Source organism: Enterococcus camelliae, from assembly GCF_042685105.1.
GTDB lineage: Bacteria > Bacillota > Bacilli > Lactobacillales > Enterococcaceae > Enterococcus_G > Enterococcus_G camelliae.
This window is the reverse complement of sequence record NZ_JBHUMO010000044.1, coordinates 28,167-54,263: the sequence shown is the minus strand read 5'-3', so window position 1 is coordinate 54,263 and position 26,097 is coordinate 28,167. Positions and strand designations below refer to the sequence as shown.

The following is a 26,097-nucleotide window of genomic DNA, read 5'->3' as shown; positions in this document are numbered from 1 at the left end:
TGTAGAAAGAAGGACAATGCATGTTATATGGATCAATCGAAGCTGGTGGAACAAAATTTGTCTGTGCAGTTGGGGATGAAACGTTAGAAATTCTTCATCGTGAAAGTTTTCCAACGACAAATCCAGAACAAACAATGAAGGATGTCGTTGCTTTTTTTAAACCATATGAAGAGCAAATGGCCGGAATCGGAATTGGCTCATTTGGACCAATTGATATTCACGAGGATTCACCGACCTATGGTTTTATCACTTCGACTCCAAAGGTAGCGTGGCAAAATTTTGATTTTGTCGGGATGATGAAAAGAGAATTTTCCGTGCCGATTGCTTGGACAACCGATGTGAATGCGGCTGCTTACGGAGAATATCGTTTTGGTCATGGACAGGATGTAGATAGTGTAGTGTATTACACGATAGGAACGGGTGTTGGTGGAGGTGCCATTCAAAAAGGACGATTTGTGGAAGGCTTTAGTCATCCTGAAATGGGGCATATGCTCGTTGTTCCTCACGTGGATGATTCCTACAAGGGCAATTGTCCTTTTCACGGGAATTGTCTAGAGGGCATGGCTGCTGGACCAGCAATTGAGAAGCGACTTGGCAAAAAAGGAGCGGATGTTCCAGAAACAGATCCTTTTTGGTTGATTGAAGCAGAGTACATTGCGCAATGCGTGTATAATACGACATTAATGCTTTCGCCAGACGTAATCATTCTAGGCGGAGGGGTCATGAAGCAAACACATATGCTTGAAAAAGTCCGAAAAGCCTTTACGAAACTAATGCAAGGCTATGTTCAAACTCCCCCTCTAGCAACGTATATTGTGACGCCGGCACTTGAAGATAACGCTGGTACAATGGGTTGCTTGGCATTGGCACAAAAAGTTGCTTGTTCGACAGAAAAATAAAAAAAAGAAGTTTTCTTCGGAAAACTTCTTTTTTTATTAAATGAAAGGTTTCTAATTTTATTTTAATTTGTTATAATGATTTTCACATATAAGAAAAGGAGCGAATCATGATATGACAGTTTATAATTTTTCAGCTGGTCCTGCCGTTTTACCAAAAAAAGTTTTGGAGCAAGCACAATCTTCCTTAGTGGATTACCAAGGAAGTGGCATGTCCATTTTGGAGCTGAGTCATCGGTCCTCCTTATTCTTAGCGGTTATTGAAGAATGTGAACAATTGTTACGAGAATTAATGAAAATTCCTGAAAATTATCGTGTGCTTTTCATGCAAGGCGGAGCAAGTCTCCAATTTTCCATGTTGCCACTGAATGTTGCACAAGGAAAAAAAGCCCTCTATGTCAACACTGGTTCATGGGCAAAAAAAGCAATCGCTGCGGCAAAAAAAGTTCCTAATGTAGAAGTAGAAGTGGTGGCATCTAGTGAAGACACCCAATATACGACCGTGCCGACCATTGATGTTGCACAATTAGATGCAGTGGCAGCCTACCTGCACATTACGACCAATGAAACAATTGGCGGAGTCACCTACCATCAAATTCCGCAAACAGGATCACTTCCCTTGGTGGCAGATATGTCTTCGAACTTTTTAAGTAATGACTATCGGGTAGAAGATTTTGCGATGATTTATGCCGGTGCCCAAAAAAATCTAGGACCGTCCGGCTTAACCGTGGTGATTATTCGAGATGATTTTCTGAATAAGGAAGATGTTTTTTCAGCCATGCTTGATTATCGTGTACAAGCCGAAAACCAATCTATGTACAATACCCCTCCAACCTTCGCTATCTATGTTGCTAAGTTAGTACTTGAATGGGTAAAAGAGTTGGGCGGTGTACCAGAAATTGTCAAACGAAATCAACAAAAAGCTGCATTACTATATGAAGCCATTGAACAATCTTCACTTTTTTCAAGTCCAGTAGCTAAAGAAAATCGATCATTAACTAATATTCCTTTTGTCACTGGGAATGCAGAGTTGGACAAAGCCTTTATCAAACAAGCAACTGCTGCTGGCTTTGAAAACATTAAAGGCCATCGTTCTGTAGGCGGCATGCGTGCTAGCATCTATAATGCTTTTCCGCTAGAAGGAGTCCAAGCACTCGTTGCGTTCATGGAAGCATTTGAAAAAGAACAGGGGGAAAACTAAATGTTTCAAATTAAAACATTTAATGCAATTGCACCGGAAGGAATGGAGCGGTTTGAAAAAGAACGGTATGCTATCAATGAACGAGAACAACCAGAGGGCATTATTTTACGAAGCCAAAAGTTGCATGATTATGCCTTTCCGCCAAGTGTGTTGGCAGTAGCCCGTGCCGGTGCTGGAACCAATAATATTCCTGTGAATGAATGTACAGAAAAGGGCATTGTTGTCTTCAATACGCCGGGCGCAAATGCCAATGCAGTGAAGGAATTGGTTTTGGCAAGTTTACTATTAAATGTTAGACCGATTCTTCAAAGTGTGACTTGGTTACAAGAACAAGATGGTCAAGACTTGGAAGAAAAAGTTGAAGCTAATAAAAAACAATTTGCAGGGCATGAATTAATTGGTAAGAAATTAGGGGTGATTGGGTTAGGCTCAATCGGGGCAATGGTGGCCAATGACGCATATCGTCTTGGCATGGAGGTTATCGGTTACGATCCATACGTTTCTGTAGATACCGCATGGAGCATTTCTCGGCGGGTGAAACGTGCTCAAGAAATGGCAGAAGTTTTGACAACGTGTGATTTTATTACGATTCATGTGCCGTTGTTAGATTCTACCAGAAACTTAATTAGCACGAAAGAACTGGCGCTGATGAAACCAACTGCACGTCTCTTTAACTTTGCGCGAGGAGAGATTGTCGATACGAATGCAGTCATCCAAGCCGTCGAGAAGAAAGAAATAGCGGGCTTTACGACCGACTTTGCGCAAGAGGAACTGTTGCACCATCCAGATATTTTGGTATTGCCACATCTAGGTGCCTCGACTGAAGAAGCAGAAATAAATTGTGCCAAGATGGCTGCACGCACGCTTAAACGCTATTTAGAAACAGGCATTATCAAATATTCCGTGAATTTTCCGACGGTTGAGATGTCTTTTCGTTCACCAAATAGATTGACCGTTATTCATCGAAACGTGCCAAATATGCTTGGAACCATTTCTTCTACGATTGCAGAATTTGGAATTAATATCGATAACATGGTTAACCGTGGTCGCGATGATTTTGCCTATACGCTAGTGGATGTAGCGGAGCAGGATGCAGACAAATTGCAAGCCGTAGCAGACCAATTGAAACAAACAGAGGCCATTGTACGTGTTCGAGTCATCCAAAATCCGGAGGTGACGTATTAATGGTCAGCGTTCATCCATTTCGAGTGATTCATCCGAAACCCGATTTCGCAGCGAAAATGGCGGTTTTACCATATGATGTGGTTGATACTCAGGAAGCGGCAGCTTTTGCAAAAGACAATCCCTATAGTTATTTTCGGATTGATCGTGCGGAAATTGATTTGCCCAATCTTGATTCTGTTTATGATCCAAAGGTATATGTTAAAGCGGCGGAAAATTTGAAACGATTTTTACAAGCCGGTTGGTTGGTAGAGGACAAAGAAGCCACGTACTACCTTTATGAATTAACCATGAACGGTCGCAGTCAAACAGGTATCGTAGCAACAACCGCCATTCAAGAATACTTAGATGGAAAAATCAAAAAGCATGAATTCACGCGGCCAGAAAAAGAACAGGATCGCATGAATCATATCCGCGCCTGCGATGCGGATACAAGTCCGATTTTTTTGAGTTATCGCCAACAAGATTCCATTAAACAGCTCATTGAGCATTGGAAACACACGCATGCGACCTTGTATGATTTTACTCACATATACGATGTTCGCCATCGGGTGTGGCAAATAGATGATCCAACAGTCATCCAGACCTTGCAATCAGCATTTGAAAAGGTGCCAGCTTTGTATATTGCGGATGGACACCACCGAACGGAATCAGCGGTGAAGATTGGCTTAGAAAAACGAGCAAATGGTACAGCAACGCCAGAAAGTGAACAGTTTTTGGCTATTCTCTTTCCGGATGAAGAATTAGCAATTTATGAATACAACCGCGTCATAAATGTTCCCATCCCTGAAAACTTCATGGAACAATTGGCGCCAGCCTTTACAGTTGAAAAGATTGAGTATCAAAAACCGCAACAGAAAGGTCAAATCAATTGCTACCATGAAAACCAATGGTATCGCTTGACTGTCAAGGAAAGTATTCAGTCGGATGATCCTGTCGCGGGACTAGATGTTTCCTTATTACAGGAGTACGTGATTGCACCAATTTTTGGGATTACCGATGTTCGGACGGATAAACGCATCGATTTCGTAGGGGGCATTCGAGGTGCGGAAGAACTCGTGAAACGTGTGGATTCAGGAGCGTGGCAACTTGCCTTTGAACTCTATCCCACGCAAATGGCAGATTTATTAAACGTGGCAGATGCCAATCAAATTATGCCACCCAAATCTACTTGGTTTGAACCCAAATTACTTAGCGGTTTGTTTGTGTACGACTTAAAGACAGAATAATTATTGACGGCTCTTTTTTGAAATGCGGTAAAGAGGATGAAACAGGATCAATCTTGCTTTGTATTTCATAGCAATAATCAATTGACAAAGGGCCAAGCGCAGGAATGTGCTGAAGTTATAGCAAAAAAAATCAAAAAGAAATCAACGGACAGCCTCTGAAGTGTTCGTTGATTTCTTTTTTTGATGAAAGGGTTATTCTGCTCTTAACGCGATAGCTGCATCTTTCTTGGCAGCCATACGAGCAGGGATATGACCTCCGAGCATCGTCAAAATCGTGCTAATAATAATTAATACTCCGGCGTGCACCGGGTCTAATTGTGCCACGTTTTTTAAGTCCGTCAGGTTTTCTAATAGGTGATTAATCGGGAATGTAGCTGCATAAGCAATGACAACACCCAGTACACCTGAACTAACACCTAGGATAGCTGTTTCTGCGTCGAATACGCGTGTGATGTCTTTCTTGCGTGCACCTAAGGCTTTTAACACACCGATTTCTTTGGTTCGCTCCAAGACAGAGGTATAGGTTAAGATACCAATCATAATCATACTTGTAATAAGTGATATACCAGCAAAAGCAATTAGGACATAAGTGATAGCATCCATTAAACCGCCCGTCAACTGGGTCATTGTGCCAGCTAAGTCAGTATATAAAATTTTGTCAGCCTTGCTCTTTCCTTTATTATAGTCATCTAAATAGGTAAGCACTTTTTCCTTTGATTTGAAGTTGTTTGGATAGATATAAATACTGCTTGGCGTCGCATTCGCTCCCAAATAGGTCAAAGTTGTATCTTTGGTTTCATTTGTCAAGGCTTCACCAGTTAGTACATTGTTCATTTGATTTTCTTGTGCCTGAACGATAGCCGAGTTTTTATTAGCTTTAATGACTTCTTGAGTCAAATTATCGCTATACGCAATCCCGGGTGCCAATAAATCCATGGTAGAAGAGCTTTTTGCTTTTAAAATCCCCACAATTGTCACGGATTTGTTCTGTTGTTGATCGTATACAGATTGTAAATCTTGGTTTGGTAGAAAATTTCCAGTTGGTAATTTTTGGTAATATTGATCATTGGCAATCAATTTCATTGTCGTGCCAACGATTTCGTCATAAGGCACCGTCGCACCATTTTTTACATCAAAGCCTAGATTTGTGAGGGCATTAATATTTGTGGTCCCATCTTCATCCATAATTAGGACAATATCCGTTGCTTTAGTTGGATAATTTCCATCGACTATTTCATAGTTTTCCTTTAGAAAATTTCCTTTTGAAGCATCAAGTTGATCTGGAAAAACGGATATTCCGACACCTGTTGAGCTGGCGAAAGAGTTGGTAGCCTGTTGGTCTGCTTTTTGATTGGAGAGTTGGACCGGCTTGATTGTTCCATTGATTTCGCGTAATAAATTGAGATTGGTGATTCGACTGTAGCCTATATTATTGCTCCATTCAGGGTTGATTTTCTGAACGTAAGCAAGGTAGTTTGCGTCGAGCTTATTCGTATGTGTGGCAAGATCTTGTGAACTTGTCTGTGCAATAACGCCCGTTTGATTGCTATTACTTGTCTTTTTTTTGTTTGAATCTTTTGCCAATTCTCGACTATCTGTTGTTAATTGTGAAATGGTCACTGGAAATTTGGCCAATGTTTCGGCTTGCGTCTGATCAATTTGTTTCTGGAATCCATTGGACAAAGACAAAACAATCGCAATCCCAATGATCCCAATACTTGAAGCAAATGAGGTTAAAAATGTTCGTCCCTTTTTGGTTCGAATGTTATTAAAGGAAAGGCGTAAAGCGGTAAAAAAGGACATTTTTGTATGTGTAAGATGGAAGGTATCATCTACTTGATCTTCTTTATAAGGGTTCGAATCGGTTACGATTTGGCCATCAGAAAATTCAATGATACGATCAGCATATTGATGGGCTAGCTCAGGATTATGGGTTACCATAATCACCAATTTTTCCTTTGAAACTTCTTTAATCAGCTCCATAATTTGGATGCTTGTTTCAGAATCGAGGGCCCCTGTTGGTTCATCACACAACAGAATTTCAGGATTGTTGGCTAGTGCTCGTGCAATGGCTACGCGCTGCATCTGTCCTCCAGAAAGTTGATTGGGTCGTTTGTTCATATGTTCTTTCAGACCAACGCGTTCTAACGCTTCTGTTGCTTGTTTCCGACGTTGTTCTTTCGATAAACCGCTTAATGTCATTCCTAATTCGACATTGTCCAAAATCCCTTGATGTCCAATTAAGTTGTAGCTTTGAAAGACAAAACCAATCGAGTTGTTACGATACGCATCCCAGTCATTCGGTTTAAAATGTTTGGTTGATTGCCCATTGATGATTAAATCTCCTTCATCGTATTGATCTAAGCCACCGATTACATTTAATAAAGTTGTTTTTCCTGAGCCGCTGGGTCCAAGGATTGCGACAAATTCTTGCTTGCGGAAAGAAACACTCACACCATCCAGTGCTTTGGTTACCGTCCCACCTACAGTATAATATTTTTTTAACTGTTTTAATGTTAGCATGTAGGGTTAATCTCCTTTATTGTTAAACATACGTTTATTGTATCGAAATGCCTATTGGTTTGCAAAGAATGGGCTGAGGCTTAAAGAAAAATAATACATGACCCAAGATGATAACAAATCTTGGGCCATGTATTTTATTTATTAAAGGGATGGTCAGTCACTTTCGTTAGCCTTTAACTGATCCAGATGTGATTCCTTCAACATAGAAACGTTGAAGATAAATAAAGAGTAAGGTAATAGGAATTGCAATAAGGACACAACCGGCTGTGAAAGCCATAAACAATGAATTCGCTGTTGATTTTGTCATCATTGTAAATAAACCAATGGCAATCGTATAGTTTTTGACATTATCTCCCATAATTATTTTAGCAAAAATGAAGTCCATCCAGGGTCCCATAAATGCTCCTAACGAAGTAAAAACAATAATTGGTTTAGAAAGGGGAAGGGTAATTTTAGTAAATATTTGCCATTTATTTGCGCCATCAATCATTGCTGATTCATCTAATGCTATCGGAATGGTATCAAAGAATCCTTTGGCAATATAAAATCCTAAAGCCGCTCCTGAAGAATAAACGAGAATTAGTGCAAATAAACTTCCTGTTAAATTGATAGCTTTTAAAATGTAATAAATTGCAATCATACTCATAAATCCAGGAAACATATTTAGTACTAAAGCCACTTTTAGAAAAGGCTTTCTTAATTTGAAACGCAGTCTTGAGAGTGCATACGCCATGGCGATGGTAATAAAAGTAGATAAAATACAACTGACAACCGAGACAAAGAGTGTATTTAAAAACCAACGGACAAAAGGAAAATTGCCAGTTGTATTTTGTAGCAAGGTTTTATAATTGTCTAAAGTAAATTCTTTTGGAATGATGTAGGGAACAAAAGCCCCACCCTCTGAACGAAAACTTGTTAAAACAATCCAAATAATCGGAAAAAGCCAAACAATTGCCATTATTGCTAAGACAGTATAAACAAAGGCTAGAGTAATTTTTTGTTGTTTATGATAACTTTTTGCTTTTTTCATTATTTTCAGGCCTCCTTAAATGAATTTGTACGAGTGTAGGCTAGTAAACTAAATACGGCAGAAAGAACAAAAATTAAAATACCGATAACGGAGGCAAGATTATAATCCATTGTATTTACAGTCAAATTGTATAGCCAAGTGACTAGTAAATCTGTTGATCCCGCACCATAATAGTTTGAGTTGGATGGGCCTCCACCAGTTAACAAATAAATAACATTAAAGTTATTTATATTCCCGATAAATTGTTGGATCAATGAAGGAGTCATAATGAATAAAATTTGTGGAAATGTAATATTTCGGAAGACTTGCCATTTGTTTGCACCATCTATCCGTGCAGCTTCAATTTGATCTTCTGGTAGATTTTGAATGATACTTGTTGATACTAACATAGTGGCTGGAATACCTATCCACATGTTGACAAAAATGATACTAATCTTAGCTAAAGTTGGATCGGTTAAAAAAGGAATTGCCGAATGAATCCAGCCCCATCTCAGTAAGGTAGAGTTTATTGGACCTGCTCCATTTAATAAGTTTCGAACAATTAATAATGAAATAAATTGAGGAACGGCCATGGTTAAGATAAAAATTGTCCGCCAAACTTTTTTGAATTTCAAGCCCTTTGTGTTAATCAAAAGAGCTAAAATTATACCAAAAAAGAAACAAGTGACAGTCGCTACAACAGCCCAAATCAATGTCCACGCTAGGACAGGGAAAAAAGTACTAGCCATATCACCAGAAATAACATTGCCAAAATTTTTTAATCCCACCCAACTGAATAAATTTTTAGGAGGCAAATGCTTGTGGTCATAATTGGTAAAGGCTATTGAGATCATATACAGCAAAGGTAAAATAGTGAAGAATAAAACTCCTATCAATGGTATTGTCATCAAAGTTGCATGGAAACGTTCATCTAGCAGTGACTTTAAATCTTCCATTGTTGTTGGAATGGCTTTGTTATCCCTTTTTAACTCATATAGATTGCGAGCACTTTTGAGATTCACGATGTATAAAATGAGTATCATTAGGCAAACCAAGATAGCAGCAATGCCAAATAATAATAGAAGCATCGAATTATCGCCTTCTTGAAGAACGCGTATTCCAAGTGATTCATCGAAAACTAACCCTTGTTTTTTGGTACCTAAAGTTGCTAACATGGAAAGAGCGTGTAAGCCGTTTCTAATTAACCAATAAAGAAAGCCAATTTGTGCTCCTAAAAAAATAATTCCTTTTAAAAATTGTCGATTTGCCAAATTAGCAGTACCCATTATTAAAAAGGATAACTTGATTGGTAAGTTACCAGATTTAAATAACTCTCGAAAGGTAATGTGCTCTTCATAATGTTTTTTGTGGAACATTGCCCATCAACTCGCTTTCTACTTCATATGTATAAAAGAATAGTAAACGGACTTCGAAAGATATGCTTCGAAGTCCGTCTGATTGTTAGAAAACTTAAAAATTATTCAGTCGTTTTCGACATATCAGAAACTAACTTGTCCAATTTGTCTTGATATTGATTTTCTTTGATGTTTCCTTTATAGGTATCATTTATCAATGCATCCATTGCTGGCCAGAAAGAAGTCATTTCTGGTAATTTTGGCATAACAACTGAATGATCCGTATCAGACATTTGCATCACAGCTTTCGCAACTTCGTCTGAGGTAACTTTTTCATTTTCTTGAAGTGATTTATTGGATGGAACTGTTCCAATTTCTTCAAATTCTTTTAATTGAGAAGATTCATTAGATAAATAGCTTGCTAGTGTTAAGGCTGCTAGCGGTGATTTTGTTTGTTGATTTACCGCAAATAGTTTTACCCCTAAAAAGGCCTTCATAGGTGTTTCACCACTACCAAAATCAACGGTTGGATAAGCAGCAACGGCCATATTATCACCTAATGCTTTCTTCACATCATTTTTTGACCAAGGGCCGGATAAGAAAGCATCTGTTGTACCTGAAGTTAAATTAGCAAGTGCTTCGGTTGAAGATTGAATTACACCACTATTGCTTTTTTGTGAAGCAATCCATTTCAGTACCTCTACACCTTTTTCGTTATTAAAGTTGGTTCCCTTTACATCTTCTCCGTTTTCCCCATAAAGTAAATCACCATTACTCATAAACAATGGGCCGAAAATATAGTTGGCACTCGCATCACCAAAGTTGGTTCCTAATTTTCCTTTTGAAGTCAAATCCTTCCAAGTTTTCACATCGTCGGCAGAAAGTTTTGATTTATTGTAATACAATACTTGTGATTCTACCCCATAAGGGAAGCCGTATAGTTCCTTTTTCCAAGTAGCTCCTTCAATAGCTGAAGCAACATTTTCTTTTTTGACGGTTTTAGCAAATTTTGTTTCTGTAAATGGATACAAAAGACCTGCATCAGCCATTTGTCCAACTTGATCATGGGGCATCATGAAAACATCACCAGCAGCAGAAGGGTCTTTTGAAACATCCGTCTTTGCGTCAGCAGAAGAACCTGCAGTGACTTCAACTTTCACATCTGGGTATTTTTTTTCAAAATCAGTAACAATTTTTTTGAACATATCGACTTGTTCCGTATCGACCCATAATTTGATATCCCCGGTTACTTTAGTCGATTCACTGCTTTTCGTAGTTTTTGTCTCCTCCTTCGATGAGGAATTTCCACATGCTGCTAGTAATAATGCAGCTGCGCTTAAAACAACACCACTTGATAACAGTTTTTTCCATTTTTTCCTATTTTTTTTCATTTCATTTTACCTCCATGAAATAATTTTATTGTACATGATAATTATGCAATCGTTTGCGAAAATAGTCAAGGGAAAAACGAAGGGAATAAAAATAATACAATAATATTTTTTGAAAAAATGAGAAATATAGCGAATTAAAAGACAATTTTTCCTGAAAACGAACAGAAATATCCATTTTTTATAAAAGAGTTATCTAAAAAAAATCTACGCAATCGTTTGTTTTTTTAGGTTGAATTTTTATGGTATATATGACATAATAAAGAAGATATGATGCAAAGGAGTGAAAAAAATGAACATAGCAGCACTTTATCATCGACCAGAAAGTGAGTATGCTTATTTGTATGATAAAAATACCATGCATATACGATTGCGAACAGCGAAAGGAGACATGAAGCAAGTCTCACTTGTATCTGGAGATCCTTATTTATTTCATAAGGAAGAGCAGTTCGGGCAATGTGAACAGATGAAGAAAATTGCTTCTACTGATTTGTATGATTATTGGTGGATTGCCAAGGAAGCACCATATAAACGATTGAGTTATGCATTTGTAGTGGAAAGTATCGTTGGAATTAAAGCTTTTTATGGTGACCATGGTGTTTTTCCATTCGAGGATCGATACTTACAGATGGCTAATAATTATTTTCGCCTTCCATACTTTCATGAAATTGATCGTGTTCAAACACGCGATTGGGTTACAAAAACTGTATGGTATCAAATCTTTCCAGAACGTTTTGCGAATGGCAATCGAGAGAATGATCCTGTTGGAACATTAGCTTGGGGTAGTAAAGATCCGGATCGACAAGACTTTTTTGGTGGAGATTTGCAAGGAATTATTGATCATTTGGATTATTTACAAGAATTAGGAATAAATGGTATCTATTTATGTCCAATATTTAAAGCATATTCAAACCATAAATATGATACAATCGATTATTTTAAAGTGGATCCTGCATTTGGTACGGATGAAACCTTACACACCCTTATCGATTCTTGTCATGACCGAGGAATGAAAGTGATGTTTGATGCTGTGTTTAACCATATGGGTGATACTTCATCACAATGGCAGGATGTTTTAAAATATGGTGAAGATTCAAAATTTGCTGATTGGTTCCATGTTAATCAGTTTCCAGCCAGTTATCAAACTACGGGTGATTTCGAAGATGCCCAAGAACTAACTTATGATGTTTTTGCGTTTACGCCACATATGCCTAAATTAAATACTGCAAATCCAGAAGTCCAAGCGTATTTGCTAGAAATAGCAACATACTGGATTAAAACGTTTGATATTGATGCTTGGCGACTAGACGTAGCTAATGAAGTTGACCATCATTTTTGGAAAAAATTCCGAAAAGCTTGTTTGGAAGTGAAGCCAGATCTTTATATTTTAGGTGAAATCTGGCATTCTTCTCAAAGCTGGCTACAAGGCGATGAATTTGATGCAGTGATGAACTACGCGTATACAGATGCAATCATGCATTATTTTGTAAAGAAGCAAATTGGGATGGGAAAAATGATTTCCGATATGACCAACCAATTAATGCTATACAGAGACCAAACAAATCAAATGCAATTAAATGTGCTAGATTCACATGATACACCGAGGTTATTGACAGAAGCCCATGGAGACAAACAATTATTACGCCAAGTTATCGCGTTTACCTATCTTCAGCCTGGAATACCTTGTGTTTACTATGGTGATGAAATAGGCATGGACGGAGAAATGGATCCGGATTGTCGTAAATGTATGATTTGGGAAGAAGAATATCAAGATTTATCGCTCAGGGCATTTTTCATTAGGATGATAGCTATCAGAAAAAAATGGGCAGATTTACTATCGAGAGGTTCATGGGAGTGGCTAACGATGGATGAAAAAACAGGACTGTTAACATTAAAACGCCGCCTAGACGATTTTACGCTTATTGCACATTTTAATAGTGGTGATTTGCCACAACGGGTGCAAAGAAACTTGGATCAGACTGTCGAAATAAGTGAGCTAGTTAATGAAGAAAAAACGAATTTTATTATTGAACCAAAAGGATTTGTACTTGTCTCTGTGGAAAATAGTTAGGAATTATTAGATAGCTTGACGCTCATTTGACCGATTGAATGTATCTTGTTTTACATACGGATAAATTCAATCGGTTCATTCACTTTTTGAAACGAAAAGAGGGATACAATGGAAAGCAAATGGTGGGAAAATGCAGTTGGTTATCAACTATATCCAAGAAGTTTTCAAGATACAAATTATGATGGGATAGGAGATATTCAAGGAATCCGAAAGAGACTTCCCTATTTGAAAGAGTTAGGAGTTGATTTTTTATGGATAAATCCCATGTATCAATCACCAAATATTGATAACGGGTACGATATTTCGGATTTTTATAAGCTGAACCCAGAATTTGGGAATTTGGATGAATTTATTGAGCTCTTGGATGCTGCCCATCAAATGGGGATAAAAGTGTTGGTAGATTTAGTTGTTAATCACACATCAGATCAACATCCTTGGTTCCTAGAATCGAAAAAATCAAAAGATAATCCTTACCGAGAGTATTACCATTGGGCGGAAGCAACTCCAGAAAAAATGCCCAATAACTGGCAAAGTTTTTTCGGAGGATCTACTTGGACCTACGATGAGCATACCGAACAAGCCTATTTTCATGTCTTTGCTAAAGAACAACCAGATTTAAATTGGACAAATCCAAAGGTTCGTGAAGAAATCTATCAGATGATTCGCTGGTGGTTGGAACTAGGAGTTGATGGATTTCGGTTAGATGCAATTAGTCATATTCAAAAAGAATCATGGGATTTTAAAATTACGAGTAATCCATGGGCGCCTTTTATGAATGTATCCGGCATTGAAAACTATATGGCCGAGCTCAGTACTATTTTTCGTGAATACCAAGTTATGACAGTTGGTGAAGCAAGTGGAGTGACTAGCCATGAAGCCATAAAATGGACAGGAAATCATGGTTTTTTAGATATGATTTTTGAGTTAGAACACAATGTCAAGATTGGAAATCCAGGTGAAGAGAAGACCTCAATTATTGGGTTTAAGAAGGTCATGCAACGGTGGCAAATGGATCTGTTAAAAGGTGGATGGCAAGCATTATATATTGAGAACCACGATTTACCAAGAAGCATCTCTACAATGGGAAATGGGACGATTGAATCAGCAAAAGCTATAGCAATAGCTTATTTTTTGATGAGAGGAACGCCTTTTATTTATCAAGGGCAAGAAATCGGGATGGCTAATTATCCTTTTCGTACCATTGAGGAAGTCGATGGAGAAGATACCAAATATTTCTACTACTCATTATTAAATCAAGGGATATCGGAAAAGAAGGCGTTAAAACTCGCACTTAATTGGAGTAGAGATCACTCCCGCACACCAATGCAATGGTCAGCTGATTGCCAAGCGGGTTTCTCAGAAGTTGCTTCATGGCTACCGGTTCATCCTAATTATAGACAGGTAAATGTGGAAAATGAAAAAAATCGACAAGGGAGTCTGTTGCTTTTTTATCAAGAACTAATTTCCCTTAGAAAAAAGATAGTCGAGTTTACAAAGGGATCCATTACTTTTTACTTAAAAAAACATCCTTATGTTATTTGTTATACCCGTGAGTTTCAACGGCTAGGTGCTCTTGTGGTTGTGAACTTAAGCGAAAAGAAACAGAAAGTAGATTTACCTAAATGGATTATCAGTAATCAGAAAACAATATTGTTGAAAAATTACACCGAAGAAAAAGTATTTACCTCTCGAATAGAATTATTACCATACGAAGCTGCAGTGATTCGTTATGTTAATCCTAAAAAGTAAAGAAACTGGATGCTCATCTTTTGATGATTGTCCAGTTTTCTTAATGTAAATCACTAATTTTTAGCGGTTGCGGCGTTTTTTTTCCATGTCTGTGAAAGAAAGTCAAAAGATAGATATGAAGTTCGTTTCACTAATGTAATATCTTTGCCAAGATTTTCTGAATCGCCAACACCGATTGGGAATGCACCACTGGCTTTGATTGCTTGAATACCTGCTAAGGAATCTTCAATCCCAATACATTCACTGACTGGGATATGTAACTGATTGGCAGCAGCAATGAAAATATCAGGTGCAGGTTTCCCAGCTTTTAATGAGCTTGGATCAACAACTGTATCAAAGTAATGCTCGATTTCCATTTTCTTCAATAAAGTAGGTCCATTCTTACTGGCCGAGGCTAAAGCTATTTTTATCTTATGATGGTGCAGTTCATCCAGTAGGGATTGTATTCCAGGGTAAACATCGGTTGGTGATACATGTTGAATCATAGTTACATATAAATCATTTTTTCTTTTCATAAGAGCGGCGAATTCTTCCGACGAAAAGCTGTTTTCTTTATTCCCAAATTTTAATATGGTTTTAAGGGAGTCTTCTCGGCTCACGCCTTTTAATTTTTCATTGAGCTGTCGATCAATAGAAATACCAAGATCGTCTGCTAAGGCTTTCCATGCTAAAAAATGATATTCAGCAGTGTCTGTGATGACACCATCTAAATCAAATAACACACCTCTAAACATTATCATCATCCTTTTTGGAAATTGGAACTACAAGTTGATCTTCTAATAAGTAGTCTTGTCCATATAATTTGATTGGTAAAGATTGACCTTCTAAAAGAGAAATTGTGATGTAATCATGGACATCAATTGAGAGTAGACGTTGGCGATAGGTTATGTGGAATGCATAACGATTCCAATTTTTAGGTAAGAATGGTGCAAAACTAAGTGTTGCTCGACTTGTTTTCATTTGTGCAAAACCTTGAACAATTGCTAACCAGCTACCTGTCATGGAGGTAATATGCAAACCGTCTTCTGTATCGTTGTTATAGTTATCGAGATCCAAACGAGCAGTCCGCCGATACATTTCAACCGCTTTCTCTTCTTTGCCTAATTCGGTAGCTAAAATAGCATGAATGCTAGGTGAAAGTGATGATTCATGAACGGTCATTGGTTCATAAAATTCAAAATTTTTCTTTTTTTGTTCTAATGAATACTCATCGCTGAAAAAGTAAATTCCTTGTAAAACATCTGCCTGTTTGATGAAGCAAGAACGTAAAATTTTATCCCATGACCAATGTTGGTTCAAAGGTAGTTCTGTTGGAGAGAGTTTACTAACTGGCATTAAATCTTTCTCCAAAAAAGTATCATGCTGTACAAAAATGCCCAATTCTTCATCTTCTGGTAAGTACATGTTGTCGATTATATCCTGCCAATATGCGATTTCTTGTTCTGAAATATGTGCTTTGGTTGAAGCGTGATAGCATCGATAACTAGCAATAGTATACCGTAACACCCAAACTGCCAACGTATTTGTGTACCAATTGTTGTTTATGTTATTTTCATACTCGTTTGGACCAGTCACGCCATGAATCATATAGCATTTATTTCTTTTTGAAAAATGAACTCGTGATGCCCAAAAGCGTGAGATTTCAGCTAGCACTTCTAATCCGTGAGTTGATAAATAACTAGTATCCCCGGTATAATTTGTGTAGTTGTAAATGGCGTATGCCATAGCACCATTTCGATGAATTTCTTCAAAGGTTATTTCCCACTCATTATGGCATTCAATACCGGTAAAAGTCACCATAGGATAAAGTGCGCCGGCAAGGCCTTGACGCTGAGCGTTGATTTTTGCTTGTTCTAGTTGATTGTAGCGATACATAAGTAAATTTTTTGTGATGGATGGCTCTGCCAATGCTAGATATAATGGAACGGCATAAGCCTCGGTATCCCAATAAGTTGCACCACCATATTTTTCACCTGTAAAACCTTTTGGACCTATGTTTAAACGTTCATCCTCTCCGTAGTAAGTTGAGAAAAGCTGAAATAAATTAAAACGAATACCTTGTTGGGCTTCTTCATCACCGTCGATGACAACGTCAGCAAGTTTCCATCGTTCATCCCAAGCTTTGGTTTGTCCTTCTAAAGCATCTTCAAAGGAAAGGCAATCAGATGATTTTAAAATAAGTGCCGCTTGTTCAACTTGTTTCCCTTCTGGTACATCTCGACTTGTCAAAATGACCGCTCGTTTTGTTAAAGAGATTGTCTCACCCTTCTGCAAATGGGATGCAAAAGTCTCGGAAATTGATAGTGGTGAATGAGATCGGGTGCTTTCTGTTTCGGTTGATAAAGAATGATCCATCATAGCTGTAACTGTAAATTGTTCAATACCAAAATCATTGGGAATGGTTCGAACTGTAATGAAATTTTGAGAATTTTGTTCGTTGCACAGCGAGACGCTTTCCCAAAAATGTTCATTATAATTACTATCCTCATTTTGGACATCACTATCTAAAGAGGAAGTAAGTGTAACTGTCGCTTCGCCGGCATCAACAGTTATATCCACCTTCATCCAAGCTAATTGTTTGGTTTGCAAACTTAAGAATCGTTTAAATGAAATTGTGATGACTGCGCTATCAATTTCAACTGTATAGTGGCGTGATAGCAGTCCGTTTTTCATATCTAGCTCTTGGTAGAAATTTATAGGTTCCAGCTGTGCTAAATCTAGGGTAGTTTGATTAATTTTAATTTTTAGTGCGAGAAAATCTAGCGCGTTGATTACTTTCCCAAAATAATCTGGGTACCCAATTTTCCACCAACCTACTCGTGTTTTATCCGGATACCATACACCAGCCAAATAGGTACCTTGGTGATGATCTCCTCCATAACCTTCTTCAAAATTTCCTCTCATCCCCATATAACCATTTCCAATGCTTGTCAGAGATTCTTGCAACCTAAAATTTTTCCGATGTAATGTAGCGGTTTTTAGTTTCCAAGGATCGATGTCAAAAAGTCTTGTTAGCTTCTTCATGTCCATTACCCCTTTATATAGTCTTATGTATAAGACAACAATATACGCAAACGGTTTCGTTGTCAATACTTTTTTAAATCAAGATAAAAATGGCAAAGATAAGTATTTTTATCTACTTTCATTAGCAATAAGCTAAAAAAATGTTAAGCTTTCATTTTGGTTTTACTGGAATCGGTTGCATAAAGATAAGTGAATGATTTAAGGCAGAAGTTCATTTATCAATCATAGGAGAAAATTGACAAAATAAAGGAATATCCTTATGCTTGCTTATGAAAGTGATGGAATAAAATGAATAAGAGGGAATAGCCATGAATAAGGAACCCAAAAGAGCAGTAACTATTAAGGATGTAGCCTCAGAAGTTGGCGTAGCACCTTCAACTGTATCCAGAACGCTACAGAATCATTCAAGCATATCTGAGGAAACAAAAGAAAAAGTACGTAAAGCGATGGATAAATTGGGCTATGTTCCCAATGTTGCGGCTCGTAACCTAGCAAAAAAATATGCAAATACCATTGGGGTGGTCATGCCATTTCTTTCACTGAGAGATCGGAAGAGCAATCCTTTTTATATGGACGCGATTATGGCAATGAACCAAGAGGCTAGTAAATACGACGTTACGTTAGCTATCGCATCAGGAGAAAGCGAGAAGGAACTCCTTGACAATGTCCAACTGATGTACAAACAAAAAAGAGTAGATGGCTTCATCTTACTATACACTAAGAGGGATGACCCAATTTTGGCATATTTAGAAAGTAATGCCATTGCTCATACTGTCATTGGTCAACCGTATTCGTATACTAGTACGACAAACATCGTTGACAATGATAATCAATTATTGGGAAGATCAGCAACACAGTACTTAGTGGATAGAGGGCACAAGAAAATTTTTTTTATTACGCATGTTGAAAGAGAAAATGTTTTCCAAGAACGGTTTTATGGGTACCAAAAAGCTATTTCAGATAACAAACTTCCTTTATACTCGCATGTAGTTTTAAAGAAGCCTGAAGACTACAATTTATTTACCGAACTAATGGAGACAGAGAAACCCACAGCATTGATAGTAATTGATGACATGTTTGCTTTACGAATTATTCAATTGTGTAATTTGTTGGGATACCGTGTGCCAGATGACATTTCAATTGTTAGTTTTAATAATTCTATTTTTTCAACTCTGATTCATCCGTATATTACATCGATTGATATTCATACTGAAGAATTGGGGAGAGTAGCGGTGCAACAGTTTATTCGTCAGTTGAATAATAAGCACTCTCTTCAACAAAAGGTATTTATTCAACATCAATTAATTGAAAGGGAAACGGTTATTGATATTCCAAAAGAATAAAGATAACGATGAAAAAGTGAAAAAACTCCTTTATCATTAAGAAAAATGTGATAAAATGATGAAAAAGTTTTAATAATGAGGAGTTGTTCGTGAATGGGTAACGGGTACAATGTTGCAGTTGTAGGTGCAACAGGTGCAGTAGGAACAAAAATGATCCAAATGCTAGAGCAAACAACATTGCCATTGAAAAAAGTCATTTTGTTAGCTTCAAAACGTTCCGCCGGCAAAACATTGCAATTTAAAGGGGCTTCGCTAACGGTTGAGGAATTGGTGCCAGAATCATTTGAAGGCATTGACTTAGCTTTATTTAGTGCTGGTGGTGGCATTTCTGCAAAGTTTGCGCCAGAAGCAGTCAAACGCGGGGCGGTCGTCGTTGATAACACCAGCCATTTTCGGATGGATCCTGAGGTTCCCTTAGTTGTTCCTGAAGTTAATAAAGAAGCATTGAAGCGCCATAAAGGCATTATTGCTAATCCGAATTGTTCTACTATCCAAATGATGGTGGCGTTAGAACCCATCCGCAAGCAAGCAGGGCTGAATCGAATCATTGTTTCAACTTATCAGGCTGTGTCGGGTGCAGGTGCGCGAGCAATTGAAGAATTAAAAAGAGAAGCACAGGCTTATTTGGATAATGTAGCTGTTGCTGATTGGCATCCGGAAATTCTTCCTTGTGGTGGTGACAAAAAGCATTATCCAATTGCATTCAATGCGCTGCCTCAAATTGATAAATTTGCGGAAGAGGACTATACATTTGAAGAATGGAAAATGGTCAATGAAACAAAGAAAATCATGGAAGATTCTACAATTAAGGTGGCGGCAACTTGCGTTCGTATTCCAGTGGCAAGTGGCCATTCAGAGTCTGTATATGTTGAAACTGAAACACCAATTAGCGTTGCAACTGTGCGAGAAATTTTGGCACAAGCGCCCGGTGTTATCGTAGAGGATGATCCAAGTCAGCAAATTTATCCTCAGGCCATTCAATCAATTGACAAAAAAGAAACGTTTGTTGGTCGTATTCGGAAGGATTTAGACATAGAAACTGGGCTTCATCTTTGGGTTGTTTCTGATAATTTATTAAAGGGAGCCGCTTGGAATTCGGTGCAAATTGCAGAAACATTGCACGAGATGGATTTGCTTCATATCTAATAGATTTTTAAGAAAAGTTTGGGGAAACCCACGCTTTTCTTTTTTTTGTTGTATAATGAAAGTTGATGAATACCGTTGGGTGTGAGGGTTGCCGCAGGTGTCTCGAAAACTGACACAATAGATGCTATAATCATTATAATTCTAAGTATGATAGTGCAATTCCAGTGAGTAATTCACAAGGAATCAATGAATAAGAAAAGTAAAGAAGAGGTGAATTTTTTGGACGATATCAAACTAATTCCACTTGGTGGCGTACGAGAAAATGGAAAGAATTTGTACGTGGCAGAAGTGGGAGAAGATTTATTTGTATTGGATTGCGGATTACGCTATCCAGAAAATGAATTATTGGGAATTGATACAGTTATTCCTAATTTTTCATATTTAGAGGAGAATGCAGAACGAGTTGCGGGTATCTTTTTGACTCATGGTCACGCAGATGCCATTGGCGCGTTGCCTTACTTGCTCGAAAAAGTACCTGTGCCCGTTTTCGGCACAAAATTGACAATTGAATTGGCAAAATTGAATGTCCATCGAAATGAAGCAACAAAAAAATACAAAGAATTTCATGTGGTTGATGAGCATACGGAAATTGATTTTGGTGGCACAACGGTCAGCTTTTTCCGTACAACCCATTCGATTCCCGAATCAGTAGGCATTAGTCTCAAAACAGAAGCAGGAAACATTGTTTATACAGGTGATTTTAAATTTGATCAGGCAGCATTGCCTATGTATCAAACGGATTTTTCACGTTTGGCTGAAATTGGCAAAGAAGGCGTGTTGGCTTTGCTAAGTACGTCGAGCAACGCAGAAAATCCTGCTCAAGTGGTTTCTGAGGCAAAAATTGCTGACGAAGTAACTGATACAATCAAATATTGGGAAGGTCGGATCATCGTTGCCTGTGTAGCAAGCAACTTGCAACGTGTTCAGCAGATTCTTGATGGTTCTGCAATCGCGGGGCGAAAAGTTGTATTAACGGGCCAAGACTTTGGCAAAATTATTCGGACTGCGATGAAATTAGGGCGTTTGCATCTCCCACAAGAAGATTTGATTATTACGCAAAAAGAAATGAAAAATTATGAGGCCAATCAATTGCTTATTTTAGAAACGGGTCGCATGGGGGAACCTATTAAATCCTTGCAAAAAATGGCAAATGGAACGCACCGCACACTGCGCATTCAAGAGGGCGATTTGGTATATATTACCACTACACCAACAATTGCTATGGAAACGGTGGTAGCGAAAACGGAAGATATGGTTTATCGAGCAGGCGGCAATGTCAAAAATATATCTGATAATTTCCGTGTTTCTGGTCATGCGAATCCAACGGACCTGCAGTTGATGATGAATTTGTTGAAGCCAAAGTATTTCCTACCTGTTCAGGGGGAATTTCGGCAAATGGTCGCTCATGCTGATTTGGCAAAAGAAGTTGGCATACCGGATAATCATATCTATTTGCTTGCAAAAGGCGATGTTTTAGTTTATCACAATGGAGAAATGCAGCTGTCTGGGACCGTCCCTGCTGATAATATTATGATTGATGGTATCGGTGTGGGAGACATAGGAAATATTGTTCTACGAGACCGCAAAGTGTTATCCGAAGATGGTATTTTCATCACGGTGGTGACCATCAATCGTCGCGAAAAGCGTATTGTTTCAAAACCTCAGATTACTTCTCGAGGATTTGTATATGTAAAGGCAAGCCGTGACCTCATTCGGGAAAGTGGCGAAATGGTTACTGACATTGTGGAAAAGCATTTGCATGATGAAGAATTTGAATGGGGAAAATTAAAACAAGATATTCGCGATCAAATTAGTCGCTATTTATTTGAACAAACGAAGCGGAGACCGGTTGTTTTACCTGTGATTATGGAGGCCAGTGGTCGAAATCGCCGTCGTTAAAAAGTTAGAAAGTCGAGTGAAGTAATACTCGGCTTTTTTATTTTTGTTGAAAAACGACCTGTGTTTTCCAAAGGGAGTTTATCTGTTATACTGTGTATGGATGCCTGTTACAAAATAAGTAGAACGAGAGAAGGGATTGTCAATGAATATTACTTACCTAGGACATTCAGTTGTAGAAATAACAATGAGTGATGGAACGCACGTGATTATTGATCCATTCCTAAAAAATAATCCATTAACCAAAAAAGAACCAATGGACGTAACGGCAAAATGGATTATTGTGACTCACGGTCATAGTGATCATTTAGGGGATACGATTGAGATTGCGAAACACAATCAAGCAACGGTCATCAGTATTGTTGAAATTGCTCAATACCTGGCAAGAAAAGGTGTGGCCAATACCCACGGTTTAAATATTGGTGGTGGTTACACTTTCCCATTTGGACGAGTATCATTGACTCCTGCCATACATAGTTCCAGTATTCAGGAAAATGGGCAAACGATTTATTTGGGTGAACCAGCTGGAGTCGCCATTGAAGCAGAGGGAAAAACAATTTACCATGCTGGTGATACAGCCGATTTTAGTGATTTAGCGTTAATTGGTGAGAAGTACCAACTAGATGTGGCCTTTTTACCAATCGGTGACAATTTCACCATGGGACCCCAAGATGCAGCCAAAGCCGCTGCTCGCTTACAGGCAAAAAAAGTGATCCCAATTCATTACAATACTTTTCCACAAATTAAACAAGATCCAGCAGCTTTTGTCGCGCTTCTTCCAGAAGGAGTGGGAAAAGTCATGACTGTTGGGGAAACAATTGAGGTGTAAGGATGGCAACGAAACATGATTTAATCTTATCGCATATTGAGAGTTTACCAGTGGGCGATCGAATCTCTGTTCGAGGAATTGCCAAAGATTTATCCGTTAGTGAAGGCACCGCCTATCGAGCGATTAAAGATGCCGAAAATATTGGTTTGGTCTCAACGATTCAACGTGTTGGAACGATTCGTATTGAACGTAAACTTAAAAAACATATTGAGCGACTGACCTTTAGCGAAGTCGTCCAAATCACTGAAGCTGACGTGCTTGGTGGGGCAAGTGGATTGGACAAAGATCTGAATAAATTTGTGATTGGTGCCATGCAAGTCAGTGCGATGGAGCGGTACGTTACTCCAGGTTCCTTAATGATTGTTGGGAATCGTGTCAATGCTCAAAAGTTAGCTTTGGAAGATGGCGCTGCAGTGCTCATCACTGGTGGCTTCGATACTGTGCCCGAAATTGCGGAATTGGCTGATCAATTGTCCTTGCCGGTATTACGAACAACGTATGACACGTTCACGGTCGCAACCATGATTAACCGCGCATTGAGTGATCAATTAATTAAAAAAGATATTTTATTAGTAAGTGATATTTATATGTCGCTTGAAAAAACACGCTACTTAACCATTGCTGCAACGGTTGCGGATTATAACCGAATCGCTGAAGAAACCAAACATTCGCGTTTTCCGGTAGTCAATAAAAATATGCGGGTGGTTGGCATTGTTACCGCGAAAGATATCTTAGGCAAAAGCGAGACACAATCCATCGAACGCATGATGACAAAAGAACCAAGAGTGGTCAAAAAGGAAATGAGTGTGGCTTCTGTTAGTCATCAAATGATCTGGGATGGCTTAGAAGTCATGCCAGTTGTTGCAGATGATTTGACCTTGATTGGCATTGTGACGCGTCAGGATATTATGAAAGCTATGCAGCTTGTCCAAAGACAGCCACAAGTTTCAGATACGATTTCAGATCAAATTTCCGGACAAATTCAAATGAGTGAAAACCAATCAATTGATGGTCGTTTTGAAGAGCCAACATTTCGTTTTTCTGTTTCACCACAAATGGTGGATGAAATGGGGACGATTTCATTTGGTGTATTGAGCGAAGTGATTGCGCATGCGGCCAAGCAAACGATGAAAGTGAACCAACGAAAAAATGTGTGGATTGAACAAGTAAGTACCCACTATTTCCGCTTGATTCAATTGGAAAGTGAATTTGTGCTAAAAACACGCATCTTAGAACTTGGCCGTCGATCTGCCAAAATTGATATGGAAGTCTATATTGAAAACTCACTTGTTGCCAAAGCAATGGTGGTTTGTCAATTAATGGAACGACCTTAGGAAGAGGAAAAGAAATGAATATCCAGTTAGAAATTATCGAAACGATTGAAACGTATTCAAAAATTATTATTCACCGTCATATGCGACCTGATCCAGATGCGCTTGGCTCACAAGTCGGTTTAGCGGAGTTATTGCGTGCTTCTTATCCAGAAAAAGAAATTTATCAAGTGGGTGGTCCAGTCGAAGGGTTGGATTTTCTAGCAGAGATGCAAGAAGTGAGCAATGACATGTATCAAGGTGCTTTAGTCATTGTGACGGACACGGCCAATGCACCACGTGTAAGTGATCAACGCTTCTCAACAGGGCAAAAAGTAATTAAAATCGATCATCATCCGAATGATGAACCGTATGGGGATCTTGTATGGGTAGATACGAATGCCAGCAGTTGTAGTGAAATGATTGCCGCATTTTGGCAATTATTTCCCAATCGTTTGCAAATGACTTCCAATGCAGCCCGTTTGCTTTATGGCGGGATTGTAGGTGATACGGGGCGCTTTTTGTATCCAGCAACTTCTTCGACAACTCTTTCTTTAGCAGCAAAATTACGAACATTCAATTTTGATGCATCAAAATTGAATCGTCAAATTTCACAAATGCCGTTAAAAGTTGCTCGTTTATCTGGTTATGTCTATCAACAAATTGACGCAGATAAAAATGGTGCGGCCAAAGTCATTTTTAGCAAGGAATTGATGGCGCAATATGGAGTGAGTGATTCAGAAACAGCTAGTGTGGTTTCCTTACCTGGAAATATTGAAGAAATACTGGCTTGGGCTATTTTCGTCCAACAACCTGATGGCTCCTATCGAGTTCGATTACGGTCAAAAGGACCAATTATTAATGAATTGGCCAAACAACATCATGGAGGCGGTCATCCATTAGCTAGCGGAGCCAATGCGGCTGATTTAGCTGAAGTCCAAGAGATTTATCAAGAAATTCAAGCATTGTGTCAAAGTTACATGGCAGAAAATGGGAAGATGCTGTAGTTAAAGGTGTGACTTCCTAAAGGTGCCACATTTCGCCTTTTGTTCTAATTTTCCGCGTTGGATGTCAGAAAGGTGCTTAAAGTGCCGATTGTTTATCCCAAGTTTGACAGTTTAAAAACAAAAAAGTCCAATAAACGTTGACATATTAACGTTTATTGGGCTTCTTCTTATTGGGAAAACTGCGTACTTTTTTCTCATTCAATCAGTTTTAATATCTTTTTTTTTTTTGTGATAGTAATTGATAGTCCGTATTGAATCCCGCTTGCGCATGCAACTTATCTGTTAACTCTGTGCGAGTATACGTTGGTATAAAGCCTTCTCCGTTTATTTTGTTAAAGTTCATTCCTTTAAGAGTTGTTATGATTTCGTGTGTAGTAAATTCCTCTTGTAAAAGCTTTTCTAGTATTCTAAAAATAGTAATCGATAGAAAACAAGTAATGAAATGAGCTTTTATCCTATCATCACGACTAAGATGCACAAGCCGTGCTTTAAATTCGCTTTTCATAATCCGAAAGGTTTCCTCAATTTCCCATCGTTTGTGATTAATTGAAACGATTGTTTCAACAGAGTCTTCGAGATTTGTACATACTGCGTAAAAGCCGTCATACATAGCCTCTGATTCAATGACCGTTTCATTTATAGATAAATGTTCTGTTTCAGCTATTTCTCCCTCAGACAAATTGCAAGTACAAGTTAGCCACCTAGCGAAATAAAGCATGTTATTGATAAAGCTTCGTGCTGATTGACATTGAGCGTGGTGTGTTAGTCTGAACTGGACAGGCTGGCTCATGCCAGGCTTCCCAGACAGTGAACACACCGCGAGAGGCTCGATGTCAATCAGCTAATAGACTAGCGGTTTCGTCAAGGAAAGCTTGCCTTGGTGTTTTATAGCCTAAGACTTTCCTTGGTAATTGATTCAGCCAATTTTCAATACGTTTA

Annotated in this window: 19 protein-coding genes; 12 read left to right on the top strand and 7 right to left on the bottom strand. The window is 38.4% G+C overall.

Annotated features, from left to right (window positions below; all coding sequences use genetic code 11):
• The first annotated feature begins 20 nt into the window (after nucleotides 1–20).
• The 4 genes from scrK to ACFSR0_RS07210 all read left to right on the top strand — a co-directional run bounded on the left by scrK (nucleotide 21) and on the right by ACFSR0_RS07210 (nucleotide 4,508).
• Nucleotides 21–899 carry a fructokinase ScrK gene (gene scrK, locus ACFSR0_RS07225; RefSeq protein ID WP_379981355.1) on the top strand — a complete coding sequence of 293 codons (879 nt, stop codon included), beginning with the start codon at nucleotides 21–23 and terminating at the stop codon, nucleotides 897–899.
• A gap of 112 nt (nucleotides 900–1,011) precedes the next feature.
• Nucleotides 1,012–2,097 carry a 3-phosphoserine/phosphohydroxythreonine transaminase gene (gene serC, locus ACFSR0_RS07220; RefSeq protein ID WP_379981353.1) on the top strand — a complete coding sequence of 362 codons (1,086 nt, stop codon included), beginning with the start codon at nucleotides 1,012–1,014 and terminating at the stop codon, nucleotides 2,095–2,097.
• Nucleotides 2,098–3,282, top strand: a complete 1,185-nt coding sequence (locus ACFSR0_RS07215) for a phosphoglycerate dehydrogenase (protein ID WP_379981351.1) — start codon at nucleotides 2,098–2,100, stop codon at nucleotides 3,280–3,282. It abuts the gene before it with no gap.
• Nucleotides 3,282–4,508 (top strand): DUF1015 domain-containing protein, encoded by a 1,227-nt coding sequence (locus ACFSR0_RS07210; RefSeq protein WP_379981349.1) that lies wholly within the window; start codon nucleotides 3,282–3,284, stop codon nucleotides 4,506–4,508. The genes ACFSR0_RS07215 and ACFSR0_RS07210 overlap by 1 nt, the downstream gene beginning before the upstream one ends.
• A 192-nt stretch (nucleotides 4,509–4,700) precedes the next feature.
• On the opposite strand, the gene ACFSR0_RS07205 is transcribed toward ACFSR0_RS07210, so the two are convergent.
• The 4 genes from ACFSR0_RS07205 to ACFSR0_RS07190 all read right to left on the bottom strand — a co-directional run bounded on the left by ACFSR0_RS07205 (nucleotide 4,701) and on the right by ACFSR0_RS07190 (nucleotide 10,786).
• A complete protein-coding gene (locus tag ACFSR0_RS07205) occupies nucleotides 4,701–7,031 on the bottom strand; it encodes an ABC transporter ATP-binding protein/permease (protein ID WP_379981347.1) in 2,331 nt (776 codons plus the stop codon).
• Between the two features lie 166 nt (nucleotides 7,032–7,197).
• The gene (locus tag ACFSR0_RS07200) at nucleotides 7,198–8,061 is read right to left on the bottom strand and encodes a sugar ABC transporter permease (RefSeq protein ID WP_379981345.1); all 864 of its coding nucleotides are present in this window, start codon (nucleotides 8,059–8,061) and stop codon (nucleotides 7,198–7,200) included.
• 5 nt (nucleotides 8,062–8,066) lie between these two features.
• Nucleotides 8,067–9,416 (bottom strand): carbohydrate ABC transporter permease, encoded by a 1,350-nt coding sequence (locus tag ACFSR0_RS07195; protein ID WP_379981343.1) that lies wholly within the window; start codon nucleotides 9,414–9,416, stop codon nucleotides 8,067–8,069.
• 101 nt (nucleotides 9,417–9,517) lie between these two features.
• On the bottom strand, nucleotides 9,518–10,786 hold the full coding sequence (locus ACFSR0_RS07190) for an extracellular solute-binding protein (RefSeq protein WP_379981341.1): 1,269 nt from the start codon (nucleotides 10,784–10,786) through the stop codon (nucleotides 9,518–9,520).
• Between the two features lie 289 nt (nucleotides 10,787–11,075).
• On the opposite strand from ACFSR0_RS07190, the gene ACFSR0_RS07185 reads away from it, so the two are divergent.
• Both ACFSR0_RS07185 and ACFSR0_RS07180 read left to right on the top strand, forming a co-directional pair.
• Nucleotides 11,076–12,854, top strand: a complete 1,779-nt coding sequence (locus tag ACFSR0_RS07185; RefSeq protein WP_379981339.1) for a glycoside hydrolase family 13 protein — start codon at nucleotides 11,076–11,078, stop codon at nucleotides 12,852–12,854.
• A gap of 108 nt (nucleotides 12,855–12,962) precedes the next feature.
• Nucleotides 12,963–14,603, top strand: a complete 1,641-nt coding sequence (locus tag ACFSR0_RS07180) for a glycoside hydrolase family 13 protein (protein WP_379981337.1) — start codon at nucleotides 12,963–12,965, stop codon at nucleotides 14,601–14,603.
• A gap of 53 nt (nucleotides 14,604–14,656) precedes the next feature.
• Here the strand turns inward: ACFSR0_RS07180 and pgmB are convergent, their stop codons facing one another.
• Together pgmB and ACFSR0_RS07170 are read right to left on the bottom strand one after the other, a co-directional pair.
• The gene (gene pgmB / locus ACFSR0_RS07175) at nucleotides 14,657–15,337 is read right to left on the bottom strand and encodes a beta-phosphoglucomutase (protein WP_379981335.1); all 681 of its coding nucleotides are present in this window, start codon (nucleotides 15,335–15,337) and stop codon (nucleotides 14,657–14,659) included.
• A complete protein-coding gene (locus ACFSR0_RS07170) occupies nucleotides 15,330–17,627 on the bottom strand; it encodes a glycoside hydrolase family 65 protein (RefSeq protein WP_379981333.1) in 2,298 nt (765 codons plus the stop codon). The genes pgmB and ACFSR0_RS07170 overlap by 8 nt, the downstream gene beginning before the upstream one ends.
• A gap of 308 nt (nucleotides 17,628–17,935) precedes the next feature.
• Between ACFSR0_RS07170 and ACFSR0_RS07165 the strand changes: the two genes are divergently transcribed.
• The 6 genes from ACFSR0_RS07165 (at nucleotide 17,936) to ACFSR0_RS07140 (ending at nucleotide 25,158) form a co-directional block, all read left to right on the top strand.
• Entirely contained in the window at nucleotides 17,936–18,970 is a 1,035-nt protein-coding gene (locus tag ACFSR0_RS07165; RefSeq protein ID WP_379981331.1) for a LacI family DNA-binding transcriptional regulator, read from the top strand.
• A gap of 93 nt (nucleotides 18,971–19,063) precedes the next feature.
• On the top strand, nucleotides 19,064–20,116 hold the full coding sequence (locus tag ACFSR0_RS07160) for an aspartate-semialdehyde dehydrogenase (protein WP_379981329.1): 1,053 nt from the start codon (nucleotides 19,064–19,066) through the stop codon (nucleotides 20,114–20,116).
• A 219-nt stretch (nucleotides 20,117–20,335) separates the two neighbouring features.
• Nucleotides 20,336–22,015: a ribonuclease J gene (locus ACFSR0_RS07155; RefSeq protein WP_379981327.1), complete on the top strand. Its 1,680-nt coding sequence runs from the start codon at nucleotides 20,336–20,338 to the stop codon at nucleotides 22,013–22,015.
• A gap of 142 nt (nucleotides 22,016–22,157) precedes the next feature.
• Entirely contained in the window at nucleotides 22,158–22,841 is a 684-nt protein-coding gene (locus ACFSR0_RS07150) for a metal-dependent hydrolase (protein ID WP_379981325.1), read from the top strand.
• Between the two features lie 2 nt (nucleotides 22,842–22,843).
• On the top strand, nucleotides 22,844–24,175 hold the full coding sequence (locus ACFSR0_RS07145) for a DRTGG domain-containing protein (RefSeq protein WP_379981323.1): 1,332 nt from the start codon (nucleotides 22,844–22,846) through the stop codon (nucleotides 24,173–24,175).
• Between the two features lie 14 nt (nucleotides 24,176–24,189).
• A complete protein-coding gene (locus ACFSR0_RS07140) occupies nucleotides 24,190–25,158 on the top strand; it encodes a DHH family phosphoesterase (protein WP_379981321.1) in 969 nt (322 codons plus the stop codon).
• A gap of 208 nt (nucleotides 25,159–25,366) precedes the next feature.
• Here ACFSR0_RS07140 and ACFSR0_RS07135 read toward each other — a convergent pair whose 3' ends face one another.
• A complete protein-coding gene (locus tag ACFSR0_RS07135) occupies nucleotides 25,367–25,948 on the bottom strand; it encodes an IS1634 family transposase (RefSeq protein WP_379981319.1) in 582 nt (193 codons plus the stop codon).
• Between the last annotated feature and the right edge of the window lie 149 nt (nucleotides 25,949–26,097).

What these genes read in the sequence shown, in the direction of transcription:
- scrK (WP_379981355.1), top strand. Translation starts at nt 21, where the DNA reads ATGTTATATGGATCAATCGAAGCTGGTGGAACAAAATTTGTCTGTGCA.
- serC (WP_379981353.1), top strand. Translation starts at nt 1,012, where the DNA reads ATGACAGTTTATAATTTTTCAGCTGGTCCTGCCGTTTTACCAAAAAAA.
- ACFSR0_RS07215 (WP_379981351.1), top strand. Translation starts at nt 2,098, where the DNA reads ATGTTTCAAATTAAAACATTTAATGCAATTGCACCGGAAGGAATGGAG.
- ACFSR0_RS07210 (WP_379981349.1), top strand. Translation starts at nt 3,282, where the DNA reads ATGGTCAGCGTTCATCCATTTCGAGTGATTCATCCGAAACCCGATTTC.
- ACFSR0_RS07205 (WP_379981347.1), bottom strand. Translation starts at nt 7,031, where the DNA reads ATGCTAACATTAAAACAGTTAAAAAAATATTATACTGTAGGTGGGACG.
- ACFSR0_RS07200 (WP_379981345.1), bottom strand. Translation starts at nt 8,061, where the DNA reads ATGAAAAAAGCAAAAAGTTATCATAAACAACAAAAAATTACTCTAGCC.
- ACFSR0_RS07195 (WP_379981343.1), bottom strand. Translation starts at nt 9,416, where the DNA reads ATGTTCCACAAAAAACATTATGAAGAGCACATTACCTTTCGAGAGTTA.
- ACFSR0_RS07190 (WP_379981341.1), bottom strand. Translation starts at nt 10,786, where the DNA reads ATGAAAAAAAATAGGAAAAAATGGAAAAAACTGTTATCAAGTGGTGTT.
- ACFSR0_RS07185 (WP_379981339.1), top strand. Translation starts at nt 11,076, where the DNA reads ATGAACATAGCAGCACTTTATCATCGACCAGAAAGTGAGTATGCTTAT.
- ACFSR0_RS07180 (WP_379981337.1), top strand. Translation starts at nt 12,963, where the DNA reads ATGGAAAGCAAATGGTGGGAAAATGCAGTTGGTTATCAACTATATCCA.
- pgmB (WP_379981335.1), bottom strand. Translation starts at nt 15,337, where the DNA reads ATGTTTAGAGGTGTGTTATTTGATTTAGATGGTGTCATCACAGACACT.
- ACFSR0_RS07170 (WP_379981333.1), bottom strand. Translation starts at nt 17,627, where the DNA reads ATGAAGAAGCTAACAAGACTTTTTGACATCGATCCTTGGAAACTAAAA.
- ACFSR0_RS07165 (WP_379981331.1), top strand. Translation starts at nt 17,936, where the DNA reads ATGAATAAGGAACCCAAAAGAGCAGTAACTATTAAGGATGTAGCCTCA.
- ACFSR0_RS07160 (WP_379981329.1), top strand. Translation starts at nt 19,064, where the DNA reads ATGGGTAACGGGTACAATGTTGCAGTTGTAGGTGCAACAGGTGCAGTA.
- ACFSR0_RS07150 (WP_379981325.1), top strand. Translation starts at nt 22,158, where the DNA reads ATGAATATTACTTACCTAGGACATTCAGTTGTAGAAATAACAATGAGT.
- ACFSR0_RS07145 (WP_379981323.1), top strand. Translation starts at nt 22,844, where the DNA reads ATGGCAACGAAACATGATTTAATCTTATCGCATATTGAGAGTTTACCA.
- ACFSR0_RS07140 (WP_379981321.1), top strand. Translation starts at nt 24,190, where the DNA reads ATGAATATCCAGTTAGAAATTATCGAAACGATTGAAACGTATTCAAAA.
- ACFSR0_RS07135 (WP_379981319.1), bottom strand. Translation starts at nt 25,948, where the DNA reads ATGAGCCAGCCTGTCCAGTTCAGACTAACACACCACGCTCAATGTCAA.